The 19,311-nt window shown below is 67.9% G+C and carries 19 protein-coding genes; 10 read left to right on the top strand and 9 right to left on the bottom strand.

The window, feature by feature from the left end; translation table 11 throughout:
• Window positions 1–132 precede the first annotated feature (132 nt).
• From V3328_RS13740 to cyoD, 5 genes are all read left to right on the top strand, one after another.
• Complete coding sequence (locus tag V3328_RS13740) at window positions 133–1,461, top strand: MATE family efflux transporter (RefSeq protein WP_340330246.1); 1,329 nt, start codon at window positions 133–135, stop codon at window positions 1,459–1,461.
• A gap of 151 nt (window positions 1,462–1,612) precedes the next feature.
• A complete protein-coding gene (locus V3328_RS13735) occupies window positions 1,613–2,563 on the top strand; it encodes a COX aromatic rich motif-containing protein (RefSeq protein ID WP_340330245.1) in 951 nt (316 codons plus the stop codon).
• Entirely contained in the window at window positions 2,563–4,533 is a 1,971-nt protein-coding gene (locus V3328_RS13730; RefSeq protein WP_340330244.1) for a cbb3-type cytochrome c oxidase subunit I, read from the top strand. Before V3328_RS13735 ends, V3328_RS13730 begins: the two co-directional genes overlap by 1 nt.
• 70 nt (window positions 4,534–4,603) lie before the next feature.
• Entirely contained in the window at window positions 4,604–5,221 is a 618-nt protein-coding gene (gene cyoC / locus V3328_RS13725) for a cytochrome o ubiquinol oxidase subunit III (RefSeq protein ID WP_340330243.1), read from the top strand.
• Between the two features lie 15 nt (window positions 5,222–5,236).
• Window positions 5,237–5,554 (top strand): cytochrome o ubiquinol oxidase subunit IV, encoded by a 318-nt coding sequence (gene cyoD / locus V3328_RS13720; protein ID WP_340330242.1) that lies wholly within the window; start codon window positions 5,237–5,239, stop codon window positions 5,552–5,554.
• Here cyoD and arsC read toward each other — a convergent pair.
• The 3 genes from arsC to V3328_RS13705 are packed head-to-tail and all read right to left on the bottom strand — an operon-like array spanning window position 5,551 to window position 7,300.
• The gene (gene arsC, locus V3328_RS13715; protein WP_340330241.1) at window positions 5,551–5,898 is read right to left on the bottom strand and encodes an arsenate reductase (glutaredoxin); all 348 of its coding nucleotides are present in this window, start codon (window positions 5,896–5,898) and stop codon (window positions 5,551–5,553) included. The genes cyoD and arsC overlap by 4 nt on opposite strands.
• On the bottom strand, window positions 5,895–6,989 hold the full coding sequence (locus V3328_RS13710; RefSeq protein WP_340330240.1) for a quinone-dependent dihydroorotate dehydrogenase: 1,095 nt from the start codon (window positions 6,987–6,989) through the stop codon (window positions 5,895–5,897). Before V3328_RS13710 ends, arsC begins: the two co-directional genes overlap by 4 nt.
• Window positions 6,986–7,300, bottom strand: coding sequence for a DUF952 domain-containing protein (locus tag V3328_RS13705; RefSeq protein ID WP_340330239.1), 315 nt, complete (start codon window positions 7,298–7,300; stop codon window positions 6,986–6,988). The genes V3328_RS13710 and V3328_RS13705 overlap by 4 nt, the downstream gene beginning before the upstream one ends.
• Before the next feature lie 170 nt (window positions 7,301–7,470).
• On the opposite strand from V3328_RS13705, the gene V3328_RS13700 reads away from it, so the two are divergent.
• On the top strand, window positions 7,471–8,112 hold the full coding sequence (locus V3328_RS13700) for a S24 family peptidase (protein WP_340330238.1): 642 nt from the start codon (window positions 7,471–7,473) through the stop codon (window positions 8,110–8,112).
• Window positions 8,113–8,220: 108 nt separating this feature from the next.
• A complete protein-coding gene (locus V3328_RS13695) occupies window positions 8,221–9,144 on the top strand; it encodes a thermonuclease family protein (RefSeq protein ID WP_340330237.1) in 924 nt (307 codons plus the stop codon).
• Here the strand turns inward: V3328_RS13695 and V3328_RS13690 are convergent.
• Window positions 9,109–10,743 (bottom strand): lysine--tRNA ligase, encoded by a 1,635-nt coding sequence (locus tag V3328_RS13690; RefSeq protein ID WP_340330236.1) that lies wholly within the window; start codon window positions 10,741–10,743, stop codon window positions 9,109–9,111. The genes V3328_RS13695 and V3328_RS13690 overlap by 36 nt on opposite strands.
• A gap of 217 nt (window positions 10,744–10,960) precedes the next feature.
• Between V3328_RS13690 and V3328_RS13685 the strand changes: the two genes are divergently transcribed.
• Entirely contained in the window at window positions 10,961–11,374 is a 414-nt protein-coding gene (locus tag V3328_RS13685) for a tellurite resistance TerB family protein (protein ID WP_340330235.1), read from the top strand.
• Here the strand turns inward: V3328_RS13685 and V3328_RS13680 are convergent.
• Entirely contained in the window at window positions 11,371–12,051 is a 681-nt protein-coding gene (locus tag V3328_RS13680; protein ID WP_340330234.1) for an alpha/beta family hydrolase, read from the bottom strand. The two genes, V3328_RS13685 and V3328_RS13680, sit on opposite strands and share 4 nt — an antisense overlap.
• Before the next feature lie 98 nt (window positions 12,052–12,149).
• Here V3328_RS13680 and V3328_RS13675 point away from each other — a divergent pair, with 98 nt between their 5' ends.
• Window positions 12,150–13,025 (top strand): sterol desaturase family protein, encoded by an 876-nt coding sequence (locus tag V3328_RS13675; protein ID WP_340330233.1) that lies wholly within the window; start codon window positions 12,150–12,152, stop codon window positions 13,023–13,025.
• Here V3328_RS13675 and V3328_RS13670 read toward each other — a convergent pair.
• Entirely contained in the window at window positions 13,012–13,836 is an 825-nt protein-coding gene (locus V3328_RS13670; protein ID WP_340330232.1) for a transporter substrate-binding domain-containing protein, read from the bottom strand. The genes V3328_RS13675 and V3328_RS13670 overlap by 14 nt on opposite strands.
• Before the next feature lie 129 nt (window positions 13,837–13,965).
• Between V3328_RS13670 and V3328_RS13665 the strand changes: the two genes are divergently transcribed.
• A complete protein-coding gene (locus V3328_RS13665) occupies window positions 13,966–15,918 on the top strand; it encodes a glycosyltransferase (protein WP_340330231.1) in 1,953 nt (650 codons plus the stop codon).
• Here V3328_RS13665 and V3328_RS13660 read toward each other — a convergent pair.
• Genes V3328_RS13660 through V3328_RS13650 form a run of 3 tightly spaced genes read right to left on the bottom strand, consistent with a single transcriptional unit; the run spans window position 15,863 to window position 19,178 of the window.
• Entirely contained in the window at window positions 15,863–17,092 is a 1,230-nt protein-coding gene (locus V3328_RS13660) for a dihydrolipoamide acetyltransferase family protein (RefSeq protein WP_340330230.1), read from the bottom strand. The two genes, V3328_RS13665 and V3328_RS13660, sit on opposite strands and share 56 nt — an antisense overlap.
• Entirely contained in the window at window positions 17,089–18,141 is a 1,053-nt protein-coding gene (locus V3328_RS13655; protein ID WP_340330229.1) for a thiamine pyrophosphate-dependent dehydrogenase E1 component subunit alpha, read from the bottom strand. Before V3328_RS13655 ends, V3328_RS13660 begins: the two co-directional genes overlap by 4 nt.
• On the bottom strand, window positions 18,138–19,178 hold the full coding sequence (locus tag V3328_RS13650) for an alpha-ketoacid dehydrogenase subunit beta (protein ID WP_340330228.1): 1,041 nt from the start codon (window positions 19,176–19,178) through the stop codon (window positions 18,138–18,140). The genes V3328_RS13655 and V3328_RS13650 overlap by 4 nt, the downstream gene beginning before the upstream one ends.
• Between the last annotated feature and the right edge of the window lie 133 nt (window positions 19,179–19,311).

Genomic DNA, 19,311 nt, shown 5'->3' with positions numbered 1-19,311 from the left:
CGCTGATGCATCCGGCAAGGGTTCGCGCTATAAGCAAGACGTCCGCTTCCCCCGCCGCTCCGAAGGTCGCCGAGGCCGTCCTGCATCCCGTCGTCCACGGGATTTCCCCTGTCCCGAAAGACCTGCCGTCCGATGTCGACCGTCCGCCCCTTCGAGGTGACCCAGCGAGGCGTCCTCGCCATCGCGATTCCCATGACGATCGCCTATCTGTCGACGCCGCTGCTCGGCATTGTCGACACCGCGGTGATCGGCCAGCTCGGCCGCGCCGACCTGCTCGGCGGCATCGCCGTCGGCGCGGTCGTCTTCGACATCCTGTTCGCCACGTTCAATTTCCTGCGGTCCGGCACCACCGGCCTGACCGCCCAGGCGGTCGGCGCCGAGGATCAGACCGCGCAGACCGCGACGCTCTACCGCTCGGCCCTGATCGGGCTGATAGCCGGCGCCCTGATCATCGCGCTGCAGGTGCCGCTCCTGGCGGTCTCGCTCGGCTTCATGGGCGCCAGCGAGCCGGTCAACGCCGCGGTCTCCGAATACTTCGCGATACGCGCGCTGGGCGCACCCGTCTCGCTGCTGAACTACGCGATCCTCGGATGGTTTCTGGGTCTCGGCCGCGCCGGCACCGGGCTCGGCCTGCAGCTCCTCCTCAACGGGCTGAACATGGCGCTCAACGTGACCTTCGTGCTGTGGCTCGGATGGGGCGTGGCAGGCGTCGCATGGGGCACGGTCATCGGCGAGACGGTGACGGCCATCGTGGGCGTTCTCCTGGCCTGGCGCACGCTGGGCGCGAACGCATTCATCCCACTGGCCGCGCTCACGGAGAGACTCGGGCTGATCCGGACCTTTTCGGTCAACCGGGACATCATGATCCGCTCGTTTTCGCTGTTGCTGGTCTTCGCCCTGTTCACCTCGGCGGGCGCGCGGCAGACCGACGTCGTGCTGGCGGCCAACGCCATCCTGATGAACCTCTTCATATTCGGCAGCTATTTTCTCGACGGATTCGCCACCGCCGCCGAACAGCTCGCCGGGCGCGCCGTGGGGGCGCGCTACCGGCCGGCCTTCTCGCGTGCCGTCGCTCTGACGCTGGCCTGGGGATACGCGCTGGCGGCCGCGCTCAGCGTGGTCCTCCTTGTCGCGGGCCCGGCGATCATCGATCTCCTGACCACCAGCCCGGAGGTCCGGTCGGCGGCCCGCCACTTCCTCGTCTGGGCGGCGCTGACGCCGCTGTTCGGCGTCGCGGCTTTTGAGTTCGACGGCGTCTTCATCGGCGCGACCTGGTCCGATGACATGCGCAACATGATGCTGGTCTCGCTGGCGGTCTACCTTCTCGTGTGGCTGGTCGCGACGCCGCTCCTGGGCAATCACGGACTGTGGCTGGCGCTGGCCGTGTTCCTGCTGGTCCGCGGCCTGACGCTTGCCGCGCGTTACCCCTTGCGCCTGCAACGCACGTTCCCCGAAGGCTGACGCGGCCGACGCGCCCCTGAACGCCGCGTTAACGAACGTTGCCTATTCCATTCAGAATCAATGTAACCTGAGGGTAGTCAGCACTGCCTCGGGTCTTCTATGTTTTGAGTTCGCCTGGCGCATACGAACGTTCGGACATCGAAAGATCATCGTGAAGACAGTCGGCACGTCCCCCGAAAGCCTGCAACGCGGCCTGCGCACCGCATTCCTGATCGGGGTGGCGCTCCTGCTGGCGGGCTGCAGCACCGAGGACTGGCCGGTCCTACTGCCGGACGGACCGATCGCCCGGGAGGAACGCGAACTCCTGTTCGCGGCCGTCGGACTGATGTTGCTGGTCGTGCTTCCCGTCTACATCCTCGCGATCATCGTGCTGACGCGCTACCGCGCCTCGTCCAACAATCCAAACTACCGGCCGGAGTGGCAGTCCAACCGGGTAGACGCGATCGTCTGGGCCGGCCCGGCGATCATCGTCGTGGCGATCGGCACCCTGGTCTGGGACTACACCCACCGGCTCGATCCCTATCTGGCGGTGGAGCCGGACAAGACCCCGCTCCGGGTCGAGGCCATCGCCCAGGACTGGAAGTGGCTGTTCATCTATCCCGAGCAGAACGTCGCCGTCGTCAACGAGCTTGTCATCCCCACCGGCCAGCCGGTGTCGATACGGATCACCTCCGACACGGTGATGAACTCGCTCTACGTCGCCGGCCTGGCCGGGCAGATCTACGCCATGGCGGGCATGCAGACGCGGCTGAACCTCATCGCCAACGACGAGGACACCTATATCGGTCGCAACATGCAATACAGCGGCACCGGCTTCGCGGATCAGCAGTTCCGGGTCAAGGTGGTGCCGCCCGCCGGCTTCGAGTCCTGGCTCGACATCGTTCGCGCGTCGCCCGACGCGCTTGATGGCCAAACCTACGCGGAGCTGGCCAGGCCGAGCCAGAAGGTCCCGGTGAAGTACTATTCCAGCGCCGAGCCGAACCTGTTCGACAGCATCATCGAGAAATATTCCGGCCAGCCGGCGGAGCGCCGGACGGCGCAGCTCGATGCCTATGCGGGCGAGTTCATCTGCGAAACACCGAGCGGCCGGGGCAGTCTCTGATGCTGGGAAAGCTTACCTTTGATGCTCTGCCCTTCTACAGCGCGATCGCGTTCGGCGGTGCGATGGCCGAGGTGCTGGCCGGCGTTGCCGTCATCGGCTTCGTGCTGTGGCTCGGCAAGGTGCGGTACCTGTGGACGGAGTGGCTGACCAGCGTCGACCACAAGCGCATCGGCATCATGTACGTCGTGCTGGCGCTGGTCATGCTGATGCGCGGCTTCGCCGACGCCATCATGATGCGCGCGCAGCAGGCGATGGCGGCCAACAACGAGGGCTATCTGCCGCCGGAGCATTTCGACCAGGTGTTCTCCTCGCACGGCACGATCATGATCTTCTTCATGGCAATGCCGTTCCTGTCGGGACTGATGAACTTCGTCGTGCCGCAGCAGGTCGGCGCCCGCGACGTCGCCTTTCCGTTCATGAATTCTGTGAGCCTTTGGCTCACCGCCGCCGGCGCCGGCCTGGTGCTGGTGTCGCTGGTCATCGGCAAGTTCTCGACCGCAGGCTGGACCGGGTATCCGCCCTATTCCGGCATCGAGTATAATCCCGGCGTCGGCGTCGACTACTGGCTGTGGGCCGTCATCCTCAGCGGCATCGGCACCACGATGACCGGCATCAATTTCGTCGTCACCATCCTCAAGCGCCGCGCCCCGGGCATGACGCTGATGCGGATGCCCCTGTTCACGTGGACGGCGCTGGTCACCAGCGTCCTCATCGTGTTCGCCTTCCCGGCGATCACCGTCGTCGGCGGGCAGCTGGTCCTTGACCGCTACCTCGGCTTTCATTTCTTCACGAATGACGGCGGCGGCAACATGATGAACTACATCAACCTGATCTGGATCTGGGGCCATCCGGAGGTCTACATCCTGATCCTGCCAGCCTTCGGGATCTTTTCGGAGGTGGTCGCCACCTTCTCGCGCAAGCGCCTGTTCGGCTACGATTCGCTCGTCTACGCCACGGCCGTCATCGGGCTGTTGTCCTTCTCCGTCTGGCTCCATCACTTCTTCACCATGGGATCCAGCGCCGACGTCAACGCCTTCTTCGGCATCACCACGATGATCATCGCCGTGCCGACCGGGGTGAAGGTCTACGACTGGCTGCTGACCATGTATGCCGGCCGCATCGAGCTGCGGGTGCCGATGCTGTGGACGGTCGGCTTCCTGGTGACCTTCGTGATCGGCGGCATGACCGGCGTCGCACTGGCGCTGCCGCCCGTCGATTACCTGATGCACAACACGACGTTCCTGATCGCGCATTTCCACAACATGCTGATCCCGGGCGCGCTGTTCGGCTATTTCGCTGGCTACACCTACTGGTTCCCGAAGGCGTTCGGCTTCCGTCTCGACGAGACATGGGGCGTACGGGCGTTCTGGTTCTGGATCGTCGGATTCTACCTGGCCTTCATGCCGCTCTACGTGCTCGGCTTCATGGGCATGCCGCGGCGCATGGAGCACTACGACGTCGGCGCCTGGCAGCCGTGGCTGATCGTGGCGGCGATCGGCGCCTGCTCGATCCTGGTCGGCATCGGCTGCTTGATCACCCAGCTCTACGTGAGCATCCGCGACCGCGAGGTGCTGGCCGACCGGACGGGCGATCCGTGGGGCGGCCGGACGCTGGAATGGATGACCGCCTCGCCGCCGGCGCCGTACAACTTCGCACGCATTCCCCAGGTGCACGATCGTGACGAACTGATCTGGCGCAAGGAACATCCCGCCGAAGCCGACAAGGACGACGTGGCCTCCGAGATAGAACTGCCGGAGAACACCGCGGCGGGAGTCGTCATCGGGGTCATTGCGGGCGTGTTCGGATTCGCCATGGTCTGGCACATCTGGTGGCTGGCGATCCTCAGCCTGCTCATAGCGCTCGCCACGGTGGTGGCGCGCAGTTTCGGTGACGACGAGGAACTCGAGCTGTCGTCCGACGAGGTGGCCGCGCTGGAGGCGCGCGGCAGCGGTCCGCTGCTGGGTTACTGATGCGCCTGCGTGTATGTCATCGCGGCGCGGTCGCAGCGCCTTTCCACACATCGAGCGGACGAGATATCCGATGACAGCCGAATCCGTGGTGCCGGGACGCCCTCTCTCGGCGAGCAAGACACCGGAGATCGATCCCCTCCAGGAGCGCGATTTCGGGTTCTGGCTCTACCTGATGAGCGACGCCATCATCTTCGCGCTGCTGTTTGCCACCTATGTGGTGATGACGCGCGGCACCGATGGCGGCCCCACCGGCCAGGACGTGTACGACCTGACCCGCGCATCGGCCGAGACGGCGCTGCTGTTGACCAGCACGCTCACGTTCGGCATGGCGAGCGTCGCGGTGGCGTCCGGCAACCGCAACGGCGTCATCGTCTGGCTGCTCGTCACCGCCGTGCTGGGACTGGGTTTCCTGTCGCTGGAGATTTCGGAATTCGTCGGCATGATCTCCGAGGGCGCCGGTCCTGACCGCAGCGGCTTCCTGTCGGCGTTCTTCGCCCTGGTCGGCACGCACGGGCTGCACGTCACCGGCGGCATCGTCTGGATCGCGGTGATGATCGTCCAACTGCTCGTCAAGGACCTGACGCCGTCCGTGCGCTCCCGGCTGTTCCGGCTCGGTCTGTTCTGGCATTTCCTGGACATCGTCTGGATCGGGATCTTCTCGGTGGTCTACCTGCCCGGCATTCTGTGAGATGGGGACGCTGTGATGGACATCGCGAACGAAACCCCCGCCGCCCTGCGCAGGAGCTATCTCGTCGGATACGGGATCGCCATCGTTCTGACGGCGATCCCGTTCGGCGTCGTCGCGCTCGGCCTGCTGGACCGCCGGCCGGCGCTGATCCTGATCGCCGTACTGGCGATCGTCCAGGTATTGGTGCACCTGCGATACTTTCTCCACATCGACTTCCGCCGGACGCCGCGCGAGAACATTCTGGTGCTGGGCTTCGCCGCCGTGCTGATCTGCATCATGATCGGCGGCACGCTGTGGATCATGCTCGACCTGCACCACCGGATGATGCTCTAGAGGACTTCGAGCACGGCCTCCGGCGGGCGGCCGAGGGCGGCCCTGCCGTCCGTCATCACCACCGGCCGCTCTATCAGCACCGGCTCCTCCGCCATCGCTTGGATGAGAGCATCGTCGGAAAGCGACGTGTCGGAAAGCTTCCGCGCCTTGTAGGCGGCCTCGCCCTTGCGCAGCAAGTCGCGCGGTCCGATGCCGAGCTTCTTCAGCGCGCCCCTGATCGCCGCGGCATCCGGCGGCGTCTTCAGGTACTCGACGATTTCGGGCTCGATGCCCTTTTCGCGTATCAGTGCGAGCGTCTGCCGCGACTTCGAGCAGCGCGGGTTGTGCCAGATCGTGACCGTCATCCGATGTCCTGCCTCGCCCAGTCGTCCGTGCCGGTGCCGACCGCATCGGAGATCGACGAAAGACCGTCGCGGCGCAAGGCCTCCAGCAGATCCCGCTTGATTGTGTCCACCAGGCCGGGCCCTTTGAAGACCAGTCCCGTGTAAACCTGCACGAGGCAGGCGCCGGCCCGGATCTTCTCGTAGGCAGTGGCCCCGGAATCGATGCCGCCGACGCCGATCAGCGGCACGCCGGGACCGACGCGCTGGCGCAGGCGGGCAAGGATTATGGTCGAGCGCCGGAACAGCGGCCGGCCTGACAGTCCGCCCGCCTCGCTCGCCTGCGGATCGGCGAGCCCGCTGCGGCTCAGCGTCGTGTTGGAGACGATGAGGCCCTCGAAGCGGTGACGCCCGTAGGCACCGGCGATGGCGTCCAGATCGGCGTCCTCCAGGTCCGGCGCGATCTTCAGAAGCAGCGGCACGCGCCGGCCGGTCGCCGCGGTCTGACGGTCGCGTTCGGCTGAAACGCGCGCCAGCAGATCTTCCAGCGCAAGATCGTGGTGGAGGTCGCGCAGACCCGGCGTGTTCGGCGAGGAGATGTTCACCGCCAGGTAGTCGGCGTGCTCGGCAAATGCCGCGACGCCGGCAACGTAGTCGGCGGTGCGGTCCTCGCTGTCCTTGTTGGCGCCGATATTGATGCCAAGTATGCCGGACCGTCTCCGGTCGCGGCGCGCCAGGTTTGCCGTGACCGCGTCCTGGCCCTTTGTATTGAACCCGTATCGGTTGATCGCCGCCTCGTCGGCGGACAAGCGGAACACCCTGGGCTTCGGGTTTCCGGGCTGCGGCCGTGGCGCCACGGTCCCGATCTCGACGAAGCCGAACCCAAGTCCCAGAAGCGCGTCCGGCACATCGCCGTTCTTGTCGAACCCGGCCGCCATGCCGACCGGATTGCGAAAATCCAAGTTCCACAAACGGACCCGCAGCCGCTCGTCGTCGGGCGAAGGCCGTCGGTTGACGAGCCCGGTTCTCAGCACCGCGATCGCCAGGTCGTGGGCGCGTTCGGGATCGATCGCCCGCAGCACCGGCCCGCCGATCCTCTCGAGCAAGCCGGTCATTGGTCGGCCCCGATCTCCGTGACGCCGGTGACCGAGGCCAGGGGCAGGGGGCCGTAGAGGTGGGGAAACAGGGCGCCGCCGCGCGACGGTTCCCATTTCAGCGCCGTACCGAGGGCTTCAGCATCGACGGCGACAAGCAGCAGGTCGGTGCGGCCGGCGTAATGCTTTTCCAGCGTTCCCGCCACCTGGTCGGCGGCCGACAGGTGGATGAACCCGTCGCGGGCGTCGTCGGCGTTGCCGAGGTATTCGCCGGCGACAGAAGCCGCCGCCCACTCCTCGCGCCCGCATATCTTGAAGACGGTGTTTTCCATTGCGGCGGGACCGTATCGTCGGGGGCATTTCGCGGCAAGCGATTCGACCTGCGCGGCCTGCAGCGAGACGCCGCTGGACATCCGGCGGCAGAGGGGATAATTCCTATATTATCGGAATAAATTCCAACACCACCCTCCGGCAGCCGCTGCCGGGTGAATGGAGCTGCCCGATGTTGTCCCACCGCCAGATCTGGTCCGCGATCGACGCGCTGGCCGCGCGCTATTCGCTGTCCGCCTCCGGGCTGGCCAGACGGGCCGGGCTCGACCCGACCACCTTCAACAAGTCGAAGCGCGTCGGCAGCGACGGGCGGCTGCGCTGGCCGAATACCGAATCGATTTCCAAGGTCTTGCAGGCGACCGGGTCGACGATAGACGAATTCGTCTCGCTGGTGCGCGATCCCGGCACGGAAGACACCCAGTACCGCACGCGCCCGGTGCCGCTGATCGGCTTCGCGCAGGCCGGCGCGGGCGGGTTCTTCGACGATGGCGGTTTTCCCGTCGGGGGCGACTGGGACGAAGTGGCGTTTCCCGACGTCTCCGACGACCACGCCTATGCGCTGGAGGTCTCCGGCGACAGCATGCTGCCGCTCTACCGCGACGGCGACGTGGTGATCGTCTCGCCGGGCTCCTCGGTCCGGCGCGGCGACCGGGTCGTCGTGCGCACCCGCGACGGCGAGGTGATGGCCAAGGTGCTGGCGCGCCGGACGGCCCGGATCATCGAACTGCACTCGATCAATCCCGAGCACGAGCACCGCACGCTCGACCTGCGGGAGATCGACTGGATCGCCCGCATCATCTGGGCGAGCCAGTAGCGCGCCACCCGACCCGCCCGTGCGGCCCGCGACAACGCGGCGGTTGCGCCGTCCCTGCTGCTGGGCGACGATGGCCGCTGCATCCGAATTCGTCCGGGCAAGGGCTGAATGATCCGAGTCATACTGACGGCCGTCGCCACGTTCCTGGTCGCGGCATTCGTCTACGGCATCGTTCTCAACGGGTTCGGGCTGTTCTCCGACTGGCGCCCGCCGGACGTTGCCGAAACCGTCGTTCCGCCGGCGCCGGGGTCAGACGATCCGGGCGTCGCCGGGCGCGGTGCGATGCGCGCCGGGCCCCGCCCCGCGCAGACCGACGCGTCCGGCCTGGCCGGTTCCAACGGGGAGGCGACCAGCCAGACCGCCGTCCGAATCCCGCGTGACGTCACGCCGCCCAATGTCCTCGCCCGCCCGACCAGCCGCTACGTTGATCCGGAGACGGTCGAGCAGGCCGAGGAGGAGGAAGACAACGAGCCCGACGTCCGGCGCTACCACCGGGTCATCGTCCGCGACGCGGCGACGCTCGAAGCCGGCGACAGGACGATCCGCCTTGCCGGCATCTCCCCGGTGCCCGGCGAGAAGACCTGCACCGACGAGACCGGCCAGACCTGGCCGTGCGGCCGTGTCGCCGCCGCCGCCCTGCGGATGCTGATCCGCCACCGCGCAGTCGACTGCACCGTCGTGTCGGAAGCCGGGGATGCGATCGTGGGAACCTGCTCGGCGGGCCTGCAGGACATCAACGGCTGGCTGGTCGAGCAGGGCTGGGCCGAAGCCGATCCCGACGCCGGATACGCCGAGGAGGCGGATGCGGCGCGCACCCAGAAGCGCGGCGTCTACCTGGCCAGGTGGGAGGTCAAGGGCACCGGCGGTTCCGGCCTGGAACTGCCGACATCCTTCACCGCGCCCGACCTGCCGCCGCAGCCCTTCCAGGCGCCGGCATTCCCCAGCCCCGAACCCGATCCGCCGGTCGTCACCGAGCCGTTACCCCAGCCCGAGCCGTCAGCCCAGACGCCCGTCGAGGGCGTCGCCGATTAGCGCACGGGTCTCGTCGATGCCGTACAGCGCGACGAACGAGCCGAAGCGCGGTCCCTGGCTCTGGCCGATCAGAACCTCGTACAGGCCCCGGAACCAGTCGCGCAGGTTGTCGAACGGGTGCGTCTTGCCGATCTCGTAGACGACATTCTGGATCGTCTCGGCATCCGCGTCCTTCGGCAGCTGGCCGAGCTTCTCCGACAGGTCGGCGAGCGCGGCGCGCTCGACATCCGTCGGTGCCCGGTAGCGCTTGTTCGGCGCCACGAAATCGTGGAAGTACTGGACCGCGTAGCCGACCAGCTTGTCGAGTTCGGGGTTCGCCTCGCGGCTCGCCTCGGGCGCATAGCGGCGGATGAAGCCCCACAGGACGTCCCGGTCCTCGGAATTGGAGGCCGACACCAGGTTCAGCAGCATCGAGAACGATATCGGCACGCCGGGCTGCGGCGGGTTTCCGGTGTGGATGTGCCAGACCGGATTCTGCAGCCGTTCCTCCGGCGCGCTCGACGGCTCCGACTGCTGCTGGCGGTACTTCTCCAGAAACGTCTGATAGTCGTCGACATTGCGCGGAATGACGTCGAAATAGAGCCGCTTGGCCTTGCGCGGCGACTGGTACATGAACAGCGACAGGCTTTCCGGCCCGGCGTAGCGGAGCCATTCGTCGATTGTCAGGCCGTTGCCGCGCGACTTGGAGATCTTCTCCCCGTTCTCGTCGAGAAACAGCTCGTAGTTGAAGCCGTCGGGCGGCAGTCCGCCGAGCACCCGGCAGATCTGGCTCGACAGCTTGACCGAGTCGATCAGGTCCTTGCCCGACATCTCGTAGTCGATGCCGAGCGCATACCAGCGCATTGCCCAGTCCGCCTTCCACTGCAGCTTGCAGTTTCCGCCGGTGACCTTGACGCGCTCGAGCCTGCCGGTGTCCGGATCCTTGTAGACGACCGCGCCGGAGGGCAGGTCGCGCTCGATGATCGGCACCTGCAGGACCCGGCCGGTCCGCGGACAGGTCGGCAGGAACGGGCTGTAGGTCGCCTGGCGCTCCTCGCGCAGCGACGGCAGCATCACCGCCATCACCTCGTCGTAGCGTTCCAGCACCTTCAGGAGCGCCTCGTCGAAGCGGCCCGACGTGTAGCAGGCCGTCGCGCTCATGAATTCGTACTTGAAGCCGAACGCGTCGAGGAACGAGCGCAGCATGGCGTTGTTGTGCTCGCCGAACGACCGGTACTTGCCGAACGGATCGGGCACCTGGGTCAGCGGCTTGTCGAGGTTGGCCCTCAGCAGGTCCTGGTTCGGCACGTTGTCGGGCACCTTGCGCAGGCCGTCCATGTCGTCGGAAAAGCAGATCAGCCGGGTTGGAATCCTGTCCTCGGTGAGCACGCGGAAGGCGTGTCGCACCATGGTGGTGCGTGCCACCTCGCCGAAGGTGCCGATATGGGGCAGGCCGGAGGGTCCGTAGCCCGTCTCGAAGATCACTGTCTTGTCCTTGCCGATCTTCTCCAGGCGATCGACGAGCTTGCGGGCTTCCTCGAAGGGCCAGGCCCGGCTGTCGCGGGCAAGTGCGGCAAGGTCCGCGCCGTAGTCGGCTGCGGTTTCGGCGATATCGGTCATTTCCAGGGTTCCTGTTCCGGTCGGTCCGGCAGGCGCGGAAACTATGGAGGCGCGGCGGCTCCGTCAATCCGCTTGCCCGCCTTGCGAGCGGGGAGCGGGACGTCTACGTTCCCGCCGTACCCCACGTCGCCGGAGACAGGGGTCGGCAGGTCTTCCAATGCCCGATACCCGGCCTCCGGCAGTCCGGATCCACTTCGCAATCAACGGGAAGCAAGCGATGACCAAGACGGTGAGCCCGCAGGAAGCGCTCATCTACACGATGGTGACCATGTCGGCGGCCGATCGGACGATGACCGACAACGAGCTGCGGCGCATCGGCGGCATCGTGCAGAACCTCCCCGCCTTCCGGGACTTCGACAAGGAGAAGCTGGTCGCCGTCGCCGAGGATTGCGGTACTCTCCTCAACGAGGACGGCAGCCTGCGGACGGTCCTCGACCTGATCGCCGGCTCGCTTCCGCAGCGGTTCTACGACACCGCCTACGCGCTCGCCGTCGACGTCGCCGCTGCCGATCTGGACGTCGAACAGGAGGAACTGCGCATGTTGCAGCTCCTGCGCGACCGGCTCGACCTCGACCCGCTGGTGTGCGCAGCGATCGAGCGCGCCGCCCGCGCCCGGTTCCGGACGACCTAAGGCCCCGCCCCGCCGTCTCGTCCGTCCGCCTGCGCCGCCGCGAAGTCGGCGACCGCCCGGGCGGCGATGGCGAGATTGCCCTTCCATGTCGCCGGCGACCGCCCGCGCGGCTTGAAGTCGTGGTCGCCGTCTTCGAGATAGAGCAGCGAGACGCTGTCCGGCAGGCCGTAGTCGGCAATCTCGGCAGCGCTGCCGAATGGATCGCGGTCGCCCTGGCAGACGAGCACCGGCGCGTCGGCCAGTTGCAGCGGCTCGAGGCGGAGCTGTCCGGGATTGCCGGTGGCGTGGAACGGATAGCCCAGGCAGACGACGCCGGACACGGCAGCCGCGACGTCCGGGTCGGCCGCCGCCATCGCCGCGACGCGGCCGCCCATCGACTTGCCGCCGATCAGCAGCGGTCCGCCGCCCGTCTCGTTGCAAGCGATCTCCAGCGCCGCCTCGTATTCGCCAATCAGCCGCTCGGCCTTCGGTGGAGGCCGCTTGGCGCCCCCCTCGCGGCGCTCCGCCATGTAGGCGAATTCGAACCGGGCGACGCTGACGCCCAGCGCCGCCAGCCCCTCGGCGATCCGTTCCATGAACGGGCTCGTCATGCCGGCCCCGGCGCCGTGGGCCAGCAGCAGGGTGGCCTGCGGATCGCCGGCACGGGTCCAGAGCAGACTGTCGGCGGTCACGGTCATGTGTGGCTCTGTCATCGGATGTGGGTTGCGGGCAAGAGTCGCGGCCACGATATTTTGCCGCGCGACCTCAGACAATTGGCAAAGCGGGATCAGTCCGGATGGATGCGATCGACACGATCGGCGAAGGGGGACTGCGATTTGCCGCCTTCGCGGCCGTGTTCCTGCTGATGGCCGTGTTCGAATGGGCGGCGCCGCGCCGGACGCTGACCCACCGGCGGTCGCGGCGATGGTTCACCAACCTGGCGATCGTCGCCATCGACGTGGCGGCAGTCCGCCTCCTGTTCCCGCTCGCCGCCGTCGGCGTCGCGTTCTGGGCCCAGTCGCGCGGGGTCGGGCTGTTCCACATTACCGGCACCCCGGGCTGGCTGGCGGGACTGATCGCCTTTCTCGCCCTCGATCTGGCTATCTGGGCGCAGCATCTGGCCGTTCACAAGATACCGCTGTTCTGGCGCTTCCACCGGGTCCACCATGCCGACGTCGATATCGACCTGACGACCGCCCTGAGGTTCCACCCCGTCGAGATCGCGGCGTCGATGCTGTGGAAGATGGCCGTCGTCGCGGCGCTTGGCGCCCCGCCCCTGTCGGTCTTCCTGTTCGAGGTGGTGCTGAACGGCATGGCGATGTTCAATCACGCCAATGCGAGGCTGCCCGACAGCGTCGACCGGGTGGTGCGCCTCGTCCTGGTCACCCCCGACATGCACCGGGTCCATCACTCCACGGACGTCGCCGAGACGGATTCCAACTACGGCTTCAACCTGTCGATCTGGGACCGGATGTTCCGCACCTACGTGCCGCAGCCGGCACTCGGCCACGAGGCCATGGTGATCGGGCTGGACGACTACCAGTCGGAGGATCCCACCCGCCTCGGCTGGTCCTTGTTGCTGCCGCTCAGCCGCCAGAACCGGGAGCGCGGAGAACGCCGTCGGCGCGAAACGGCCGCCGGTGCGCTGAAGCCGCCGCTCAATAGAAACTGACCGGGAAGTAGCGCAGGAAGATCTCCCGGTAGGTGCCGTCCTGCTGGATCCGGGCAAGCGCAAAATCGAACGCCTCGCGCAGCTTGTCGTTGCCCGGCGCCACGGCGATCGCCAGCCCCTCGCCGAAATAGCGCGCCTCGGTGAAGGGTCCGCCGGCAAACCGGCAGCAATTTTCCGACGTCACGCCGTTGAGCCATATGCTCGAATTGAGGCCGTCCGCGAACAGGGCATCGATGTCGCCGTCCTTCAGCGCGGCGCGCGCCTCGTTCTCGGTGTCGAAGGTGAACAGGATGGAGCCGGGGAAGTAGGCCCTGAGATAGGCCTCGTGCGCGGTGCCCTTCTGGACGCCGACCCGCTTGCCGGCGAGTCCTTCGGGCAGGATCTCCATTTCCGCCGCGTCCCGGCGCACCACGAAATGGGCCGGTCGGGTGAGGAAGCGATTGGAGAAGTCGAACCGGGCGCGGCTGTCGGCCGAGATCGCGAACGAGCCGATCACCGCGTCGCCGAGGCCGGCGTCGATGCCGCCGGCGAGGTAGTTCCAGCGCAGCGCCTGGACCGTGCACGGAATCTCCAGCTCCAGGCAGATTGCCCGGGCGAGCTCCACGCTGAAGCCTGTCGGCAGGCCATCGGCGCCGATGAACGCGAAGGGCGGATTCTCCGCCTCGGCGAGAATCCGGATCGCCCGCATCTCCGAAAGGTCGGGCTTCTCCATGCGGTGCGCGGGATCCCAGAAGCTCGGCACGCTGACCTCGGCGGGCAGGTCCACCGCCGCCGCCGGCAACGGGACCAGCGTGGCGACGCCCGCAAGCATGCAACCTAAGGCGGCTATAATTCTGTTGCGCATGACCGTACAGACAACCACTGCGTGAAATTTTGCTCGCAGCCTCGCTCGGCTCCTGCTTATAATGAGGCTGGATCACGTTGTCAGTAGGGGGCTGGCGTGCCTGCTTCAGGCGCTGTTCGGCGCGGGCTGGCCGCCGGACTTCCCAGCGATGTCGCTTTTCTCGCCGGAGCGCTGCCGCGCAACGTGATCGAGGCGGCCGTCCTGGAGGCCTCCCGGGTGAATGCCTCGGCACACGAGATTCTCCTCGCCCGCGGCGAGCTGCGAACGAACGACTACTATCGGGCGCTGGCCGGCGCGGTGGGAGCGCGTTTCGCCCGGTTCGTGCGCATCGAGACACCCGTTGACCCGTTGGCTGCCGAGAATCCCGGGGCTGCGGCGCGGATAGGCGTCCTCAAGATTGCCGGACGCGACGGCCTGGCGATCGCCGCGGCGCCGCGCGGTGCCCAAGTGGCCTCGTTCATCGGCGTGCTGCAGGGCCGCGCTTCGGCCAGGCGCGTCTTCGTGACCCCGCCTCAGGCGCTCAGCGATGCCATTGCCGCATGCGGCCGGGCGACCCTGCTGGACCGGTCGCGGGACGGGCTCGGCCGCCTGCCGGCCGAGCTGTCGGCCAGCCCGCTGCTGTCGCCGGTGCAGATGTCCGGCGTGATCGCCATGATCGCCGCCGTGTCGGCGATGGCGGCGCTCCATCCGACCACCGCCGCGCTCGTGACGATGGGCGTGCTGGCCCTGTTCTTCCTCGCCACCGTGACCCTCCGTGTCGCCGCGGCGGTCCTCGGCCTCAGGCCGCGGCGGCACGACTGTCGCCGGCTCGCCGACCGGGAACTGCCCCTCTACACCGTCCTGGTGCCGCTCTATCGGGAGGCCGGCCAGGTCGCCTCGCTTGTCGGGGCGCTGAACCGGCTCGACTATCCGCCGCACAGGCTCGACATCAAGCTGATCGCCGAAGCCGACGACCACGACACTCTGGCGGCGCTGCGTCGTCTCGAGCTGCCGCCGCAGTTCGAGATCCTCGCCGTTCCCGCGGCCAGGCCCCGGACCAAGCCAAAGGCGCTGTGCTACGCGCTGGCATTCGCCCGCGGTGAACTGCTGACGATCTATGACGCCGAAGACCTGCCCGAGCCCGACCAGCTTCGCCGTTCCGCCGAGCGTCTGCTGGCCGCACCCGACGATCTGGCCTGCCTGCAGGCGCGGCTCGCGTGGTTCAACTGGCCGGAGAGCTGGTTCACCCGGCAGATGGCGCTGGAATACGCGTCGCTGTTCAACGTCATCCTGCCGGCGCTGGCCCGGTTCGGTCTGCCGCTGCCGCTCGGCGGAACCTCCAACCATTTTCGAACGCGCGTGTTGAAGGAGGTCGGCGCCTGGGACGCCTACAACGTCACCGAGGATGCCGACCTCGGGCTGCGGCTCGCCCGAGCGGGGTATCGCTGCGACGTGCTCGACTCGACCACCTGGGAGGAGGCTCCCGTCAGGTTCCGGCCCTGGCTCCTGCAGCGCTCGCGCTGGCTGAAGGGCTGGATCCAGACCTATATCGTCCATATGCGGGCGCCGCTCGACCTGTTGGGCGATCTGGGGATGGCGCGGTTTCTGGTGATGCAGGCCGTCTTCGGCGGCGTCGTGCTCTCGGTGGTGGTCCAGCCCGTCTTTGTCGCGATCATCGCCGCGCAGATCGCAAGCGGCGGGATTTTCGCAGGATCCGGCGACCTCGCCCGCACTGCCCTGAACTGGCTCGGGCTGACCAATCTCCTGCTCGGCTATATCGGCGGTTTCGCCGTAGCGATGGTCGCGCTGCGGGGCCGGTCGATGTGGTGGCTGGTGCCGGAACTGGCGCTGCTGCCCGTCTACTGGCTGACCATTTCGCTCCCGGCCGCGCGCGCCGTCTGGCAGATATTCCGGGACCCGTGCCGCTGGGAGAAGACCGAGCACGGCCTCACCGGACTGCGTAACGACCTGGCGATGACATCCGCCCGGGACAGCTACGGACGACGGGACTCGGCTAGCGTCGCGCCTGGTGCGTCCCGCCGTCAGACAGCTCCGCGCTCCAGTCGGTAAGCTCGAGCCGCTGCCTGACCGCAGCCAGAAACGCGGCCGCGTAGGCCCCGTCGAAGGCGCGATGATCCATGGACAGACCGACCACGCCGAGGGAGCGAATCGTCATCACCTCCGACCCGTCGGCGAGCCGCGCCACCGCCGGTCGCCGCGCGACGCCGTCCGTCGCGAGGATCGCCGTCTGCGGCTGGTTGATGATCGGTACGCTGACATAGGTGCCGGCCGGTCCCGGGTTCGTGACCGTGAACGTGCCATCCGTCAGGTCGGCGGCCGTCAGCCGGTTGCCGCGTGCCCTGCTCGCCAGATCCGCCACTGCCCGCGCCAGCCCCGTCACGTTCAGGCCGTCGGCGTTGCGGATGACCGGAACGACCAGGCCCTGGTGGTCGAGATCGACGGCAATCCCCAGGTTGATAGGTCGCCGGAGGACCAGGGCATCGCCGTCGATCCGGGAATTGATATTCGGAAAGGCCCGCAGCGCTTTCGCCACGGCATGCAGGACGAATGGCAGGTAGGTCAGGCCGAAGCCCTGTTCGGCGCGAAACCGCTCCCGGACCGCGGATCTCGCCTGTTCGACCGCCCCATAGTCGACCTCGAAGGCGATATAGCCGTGCGGCGAAGTATGCACAGACTGCACCATGTGGGCCGCGATCTGCCGCCGGGCAGCCGAAAACGGAACGACGGTGTCGCCGTCCGGCACGGGTGCTTCGGTGCGCGCGGCCTCGGCCGGGCTTGCCGGCACACTGACGGCGATCGCCCGGCGCACGTCCTCGCCGCGCACCCGGCCGCGCGCGCCGGAGCCGGCCAGCGCCGCCAGATCGACGGCGTTTTCGCGCGCCAGCCGCCGCGCCAGCGGGCTCGGACGAGGCCTGGCGTCGGAAGGCCGCGCCTCCTCCGGCCGGGGTTCCGCCGCGGATCGGGCCGCCGGCGCCGTCGCGGCGTCGCCGCTTGCGGAAATCCGCGCGATGACCGACCCCACCGCCACCACGTGGTTCTCCTCGGCGAGGATCTCCGACAGGATGCCAGCGCCCGGCGAGGGGACCTCGAACGCGACCTTGTCGGTCGAGACGTCGCAGAGGGGTTCGTCGGCGGCGATCGGGTCGCCGATGGCCTTGCGCCAGGAGGCGATGGTTCCCTCGGTGACGGATTCGCCGAGCTGCGGCATCACCACGTCGATCATGGCCGCGCGCCTCCCGCATCCTTCGCCGGCGGCAGCACCCAGTCGCCGGCGGACGGCGGCGCGTACACCTCCTGTTCCTCCGAGCCGGACGGCTCTGGCTGCGGCGCGGCTTCGGCCGCGGCCACGGCGGCGCCAACCGCCGCCTTGTTGTCCGCCGCAATTGCCTCGAGCCGCTCCGCCTCGACCCCTGCCGCGAGCAGGCGACCGCGCAGCGCATCGATCGGATCGCGCGCCTTCCACTCCGCGATCAGCTCCTTGGGAACATAGCTCGCGTCGTCGTGCACGGCATGGCCCTCGATGCGCATGGTATGGGCCTCGATCAGCGTCGGGCCGCCGCCTCCGCGGGCCCGGTCGACGGCTTGCCTGACCGTCTCGTGGACGGCGATCGCGTCGTTGCCGTCGACCTCGACGCCGGGCATCCCGTAGGCGGCGGCGCGATCGGCGAGCGAGGTGATGGCGTATTGCTTCGCGAGCGGCGTCGAATAGGCGTACTTGTTGTTCTCGATCACCCAGACGTTCGGCGTCCGGAAGACCGCCGACATGTTGAGCGTCTCGTGCCATGCACCGGTCGAGGTCGCGCCGTCGCCGCAGAACGCCAGCGTCACCCGGTCGAGGCCGAGCCGGGTCGAGGCCATGCCGAAGCCGAGCGCCACCGGCCAGGAATCCGGCAGGTGCGAGATCATCGGATAGATGCCGCGCCGCAGGTCGCCGATATGGACGTCGCTGTCGCGGCCCTGGGAGGGATGGCCGGTCTTCCACAGATAGCTGCACAGGAACTCGGTCGGGGTGATCCCCTTGACCAGGTTGGCGCCGAGGTCGCGATGCAGCGGGCAGACGATGTCGTGCGCCTCGAGCGCCAGCGTCGCGCCGACAGGGATCGCTTCCTGGCCGCGGCCGCTGACCAGCCGGCCGGGAAGCCGTCCCTGCCGCTTCATGACGTGCAGCCTGTCCTCGATCGCCCGCGACAGGTCCATCCAGTGCAGCAGGCTGAGGCCGAGATCCACGTCGGTGTTGGTCGCCGCCCGCGGCTTCTGCTTCGCGGCGGTCATTGGACGATGCACTCCCTGACCGCCGCCGCGATCTTTTCGGCGGACGGCAGGAACGCCTGCTCCAGCGACTTCGCCGCGGGGATGGGCGTGTCGGGCGATGTCACCCGCATCACCGGCGCGTCGAGGTCGTAGAAGCAGTGCTCGGCCAGCCACGAGGCGATCTCCGCGCCGATCCCCAGCGTGCGCGTGTCCTCGTGGGCGACGATGCACCTGGTCGTGCGCCGGACCGACTCCGCGATCGTCGGGAAATCGATCGGGCTGACGCAGCGCAGGTCGACGACCTCGACGGATACGTCCTCCGCCTCCAGGCGCTGCGCCGCCTCGAGGGCCTTCGACAGGGTGGCCGAATAGCTGACCAGCGTCAGGTCGGTCCCCGGCCGCACGATCCTGGCGGTCTCCAGCGCACCGTCCGGCCGGCCGCGCCTCAGCGGCCCCCTGAGCGCCCGGTAGAGCGCCTTGTGCTCGAAGTAGAGAACCGGGTTCGGATCGGCGACGGCCAGTCGCAGCAGGTCGTAGGCGTCCTGCACCGAGCCGGGACAGACGACCTTCAGCCCCGGACAATGCGCGAAGACCGCTTCCGGGCTCTGGGAGTGAAACGGTCCTGCGCCGACGCCGCCGCCCGCCGGCGCCCGCATCACGATCGGCACCGGGCAGCCGAAGCGGAAGTACAGCTTGGCCGCCTCGTTGACGAGTTGGTCGTAAGCGCAGGAGATGAAGTCGGCGAACTGGAACTCGGCGATCGGCCGCATCCCCGAGATCGCCATGCCGATGCAGGAGCCGGTGATGGCGATCTCCGATATCGGCGTGTCGATGACCCGGTCGTCGCCGAAGCGCTGCCACAGACCCTCGGTGACCCGGAACGCGCCGCCCATCACGCCGATGTCCTCGCCGATCAGCACCACCCGGTCGTCCTCGGCGAGCTCGTCCTCGAGCGCCGCGCGGATCGCCTCGAGATAGGTCGTGTCGCCGGCGATCGGTCCGACCGGCGGCGCATCGTCCGTGTCGAACCAGCCTGCCGACCGATGGTCATCCGCCATGCCCGTCCTTCTTCCTGTCGTCTCCTCGGGCCCTCGGGACGCAAAGCCACGAAGGTCTTCTCCAAGGTCCGGACCAGAAGAGCGGCCTCAGCTTCTGGGGTATTGGCGATTCTTGTCGGGGGTGGCGGGAGCG

Origin of the sequence: Microbaculum marinum, assembly GCF_037855135.1 — a bacterium.
Classification (GTDB): Bacteria; Pseudomonadota; Alphaproteobacteria; order Rhizobiales; family Tepidamorphaceae; genus Microbaculum; species Microbaculum marinum.
The sequence above is the reverse complement of the archived record's forward strand: the minus strand, read 5'-3'. Positions and strand labels throughout refer to the sequence as shown.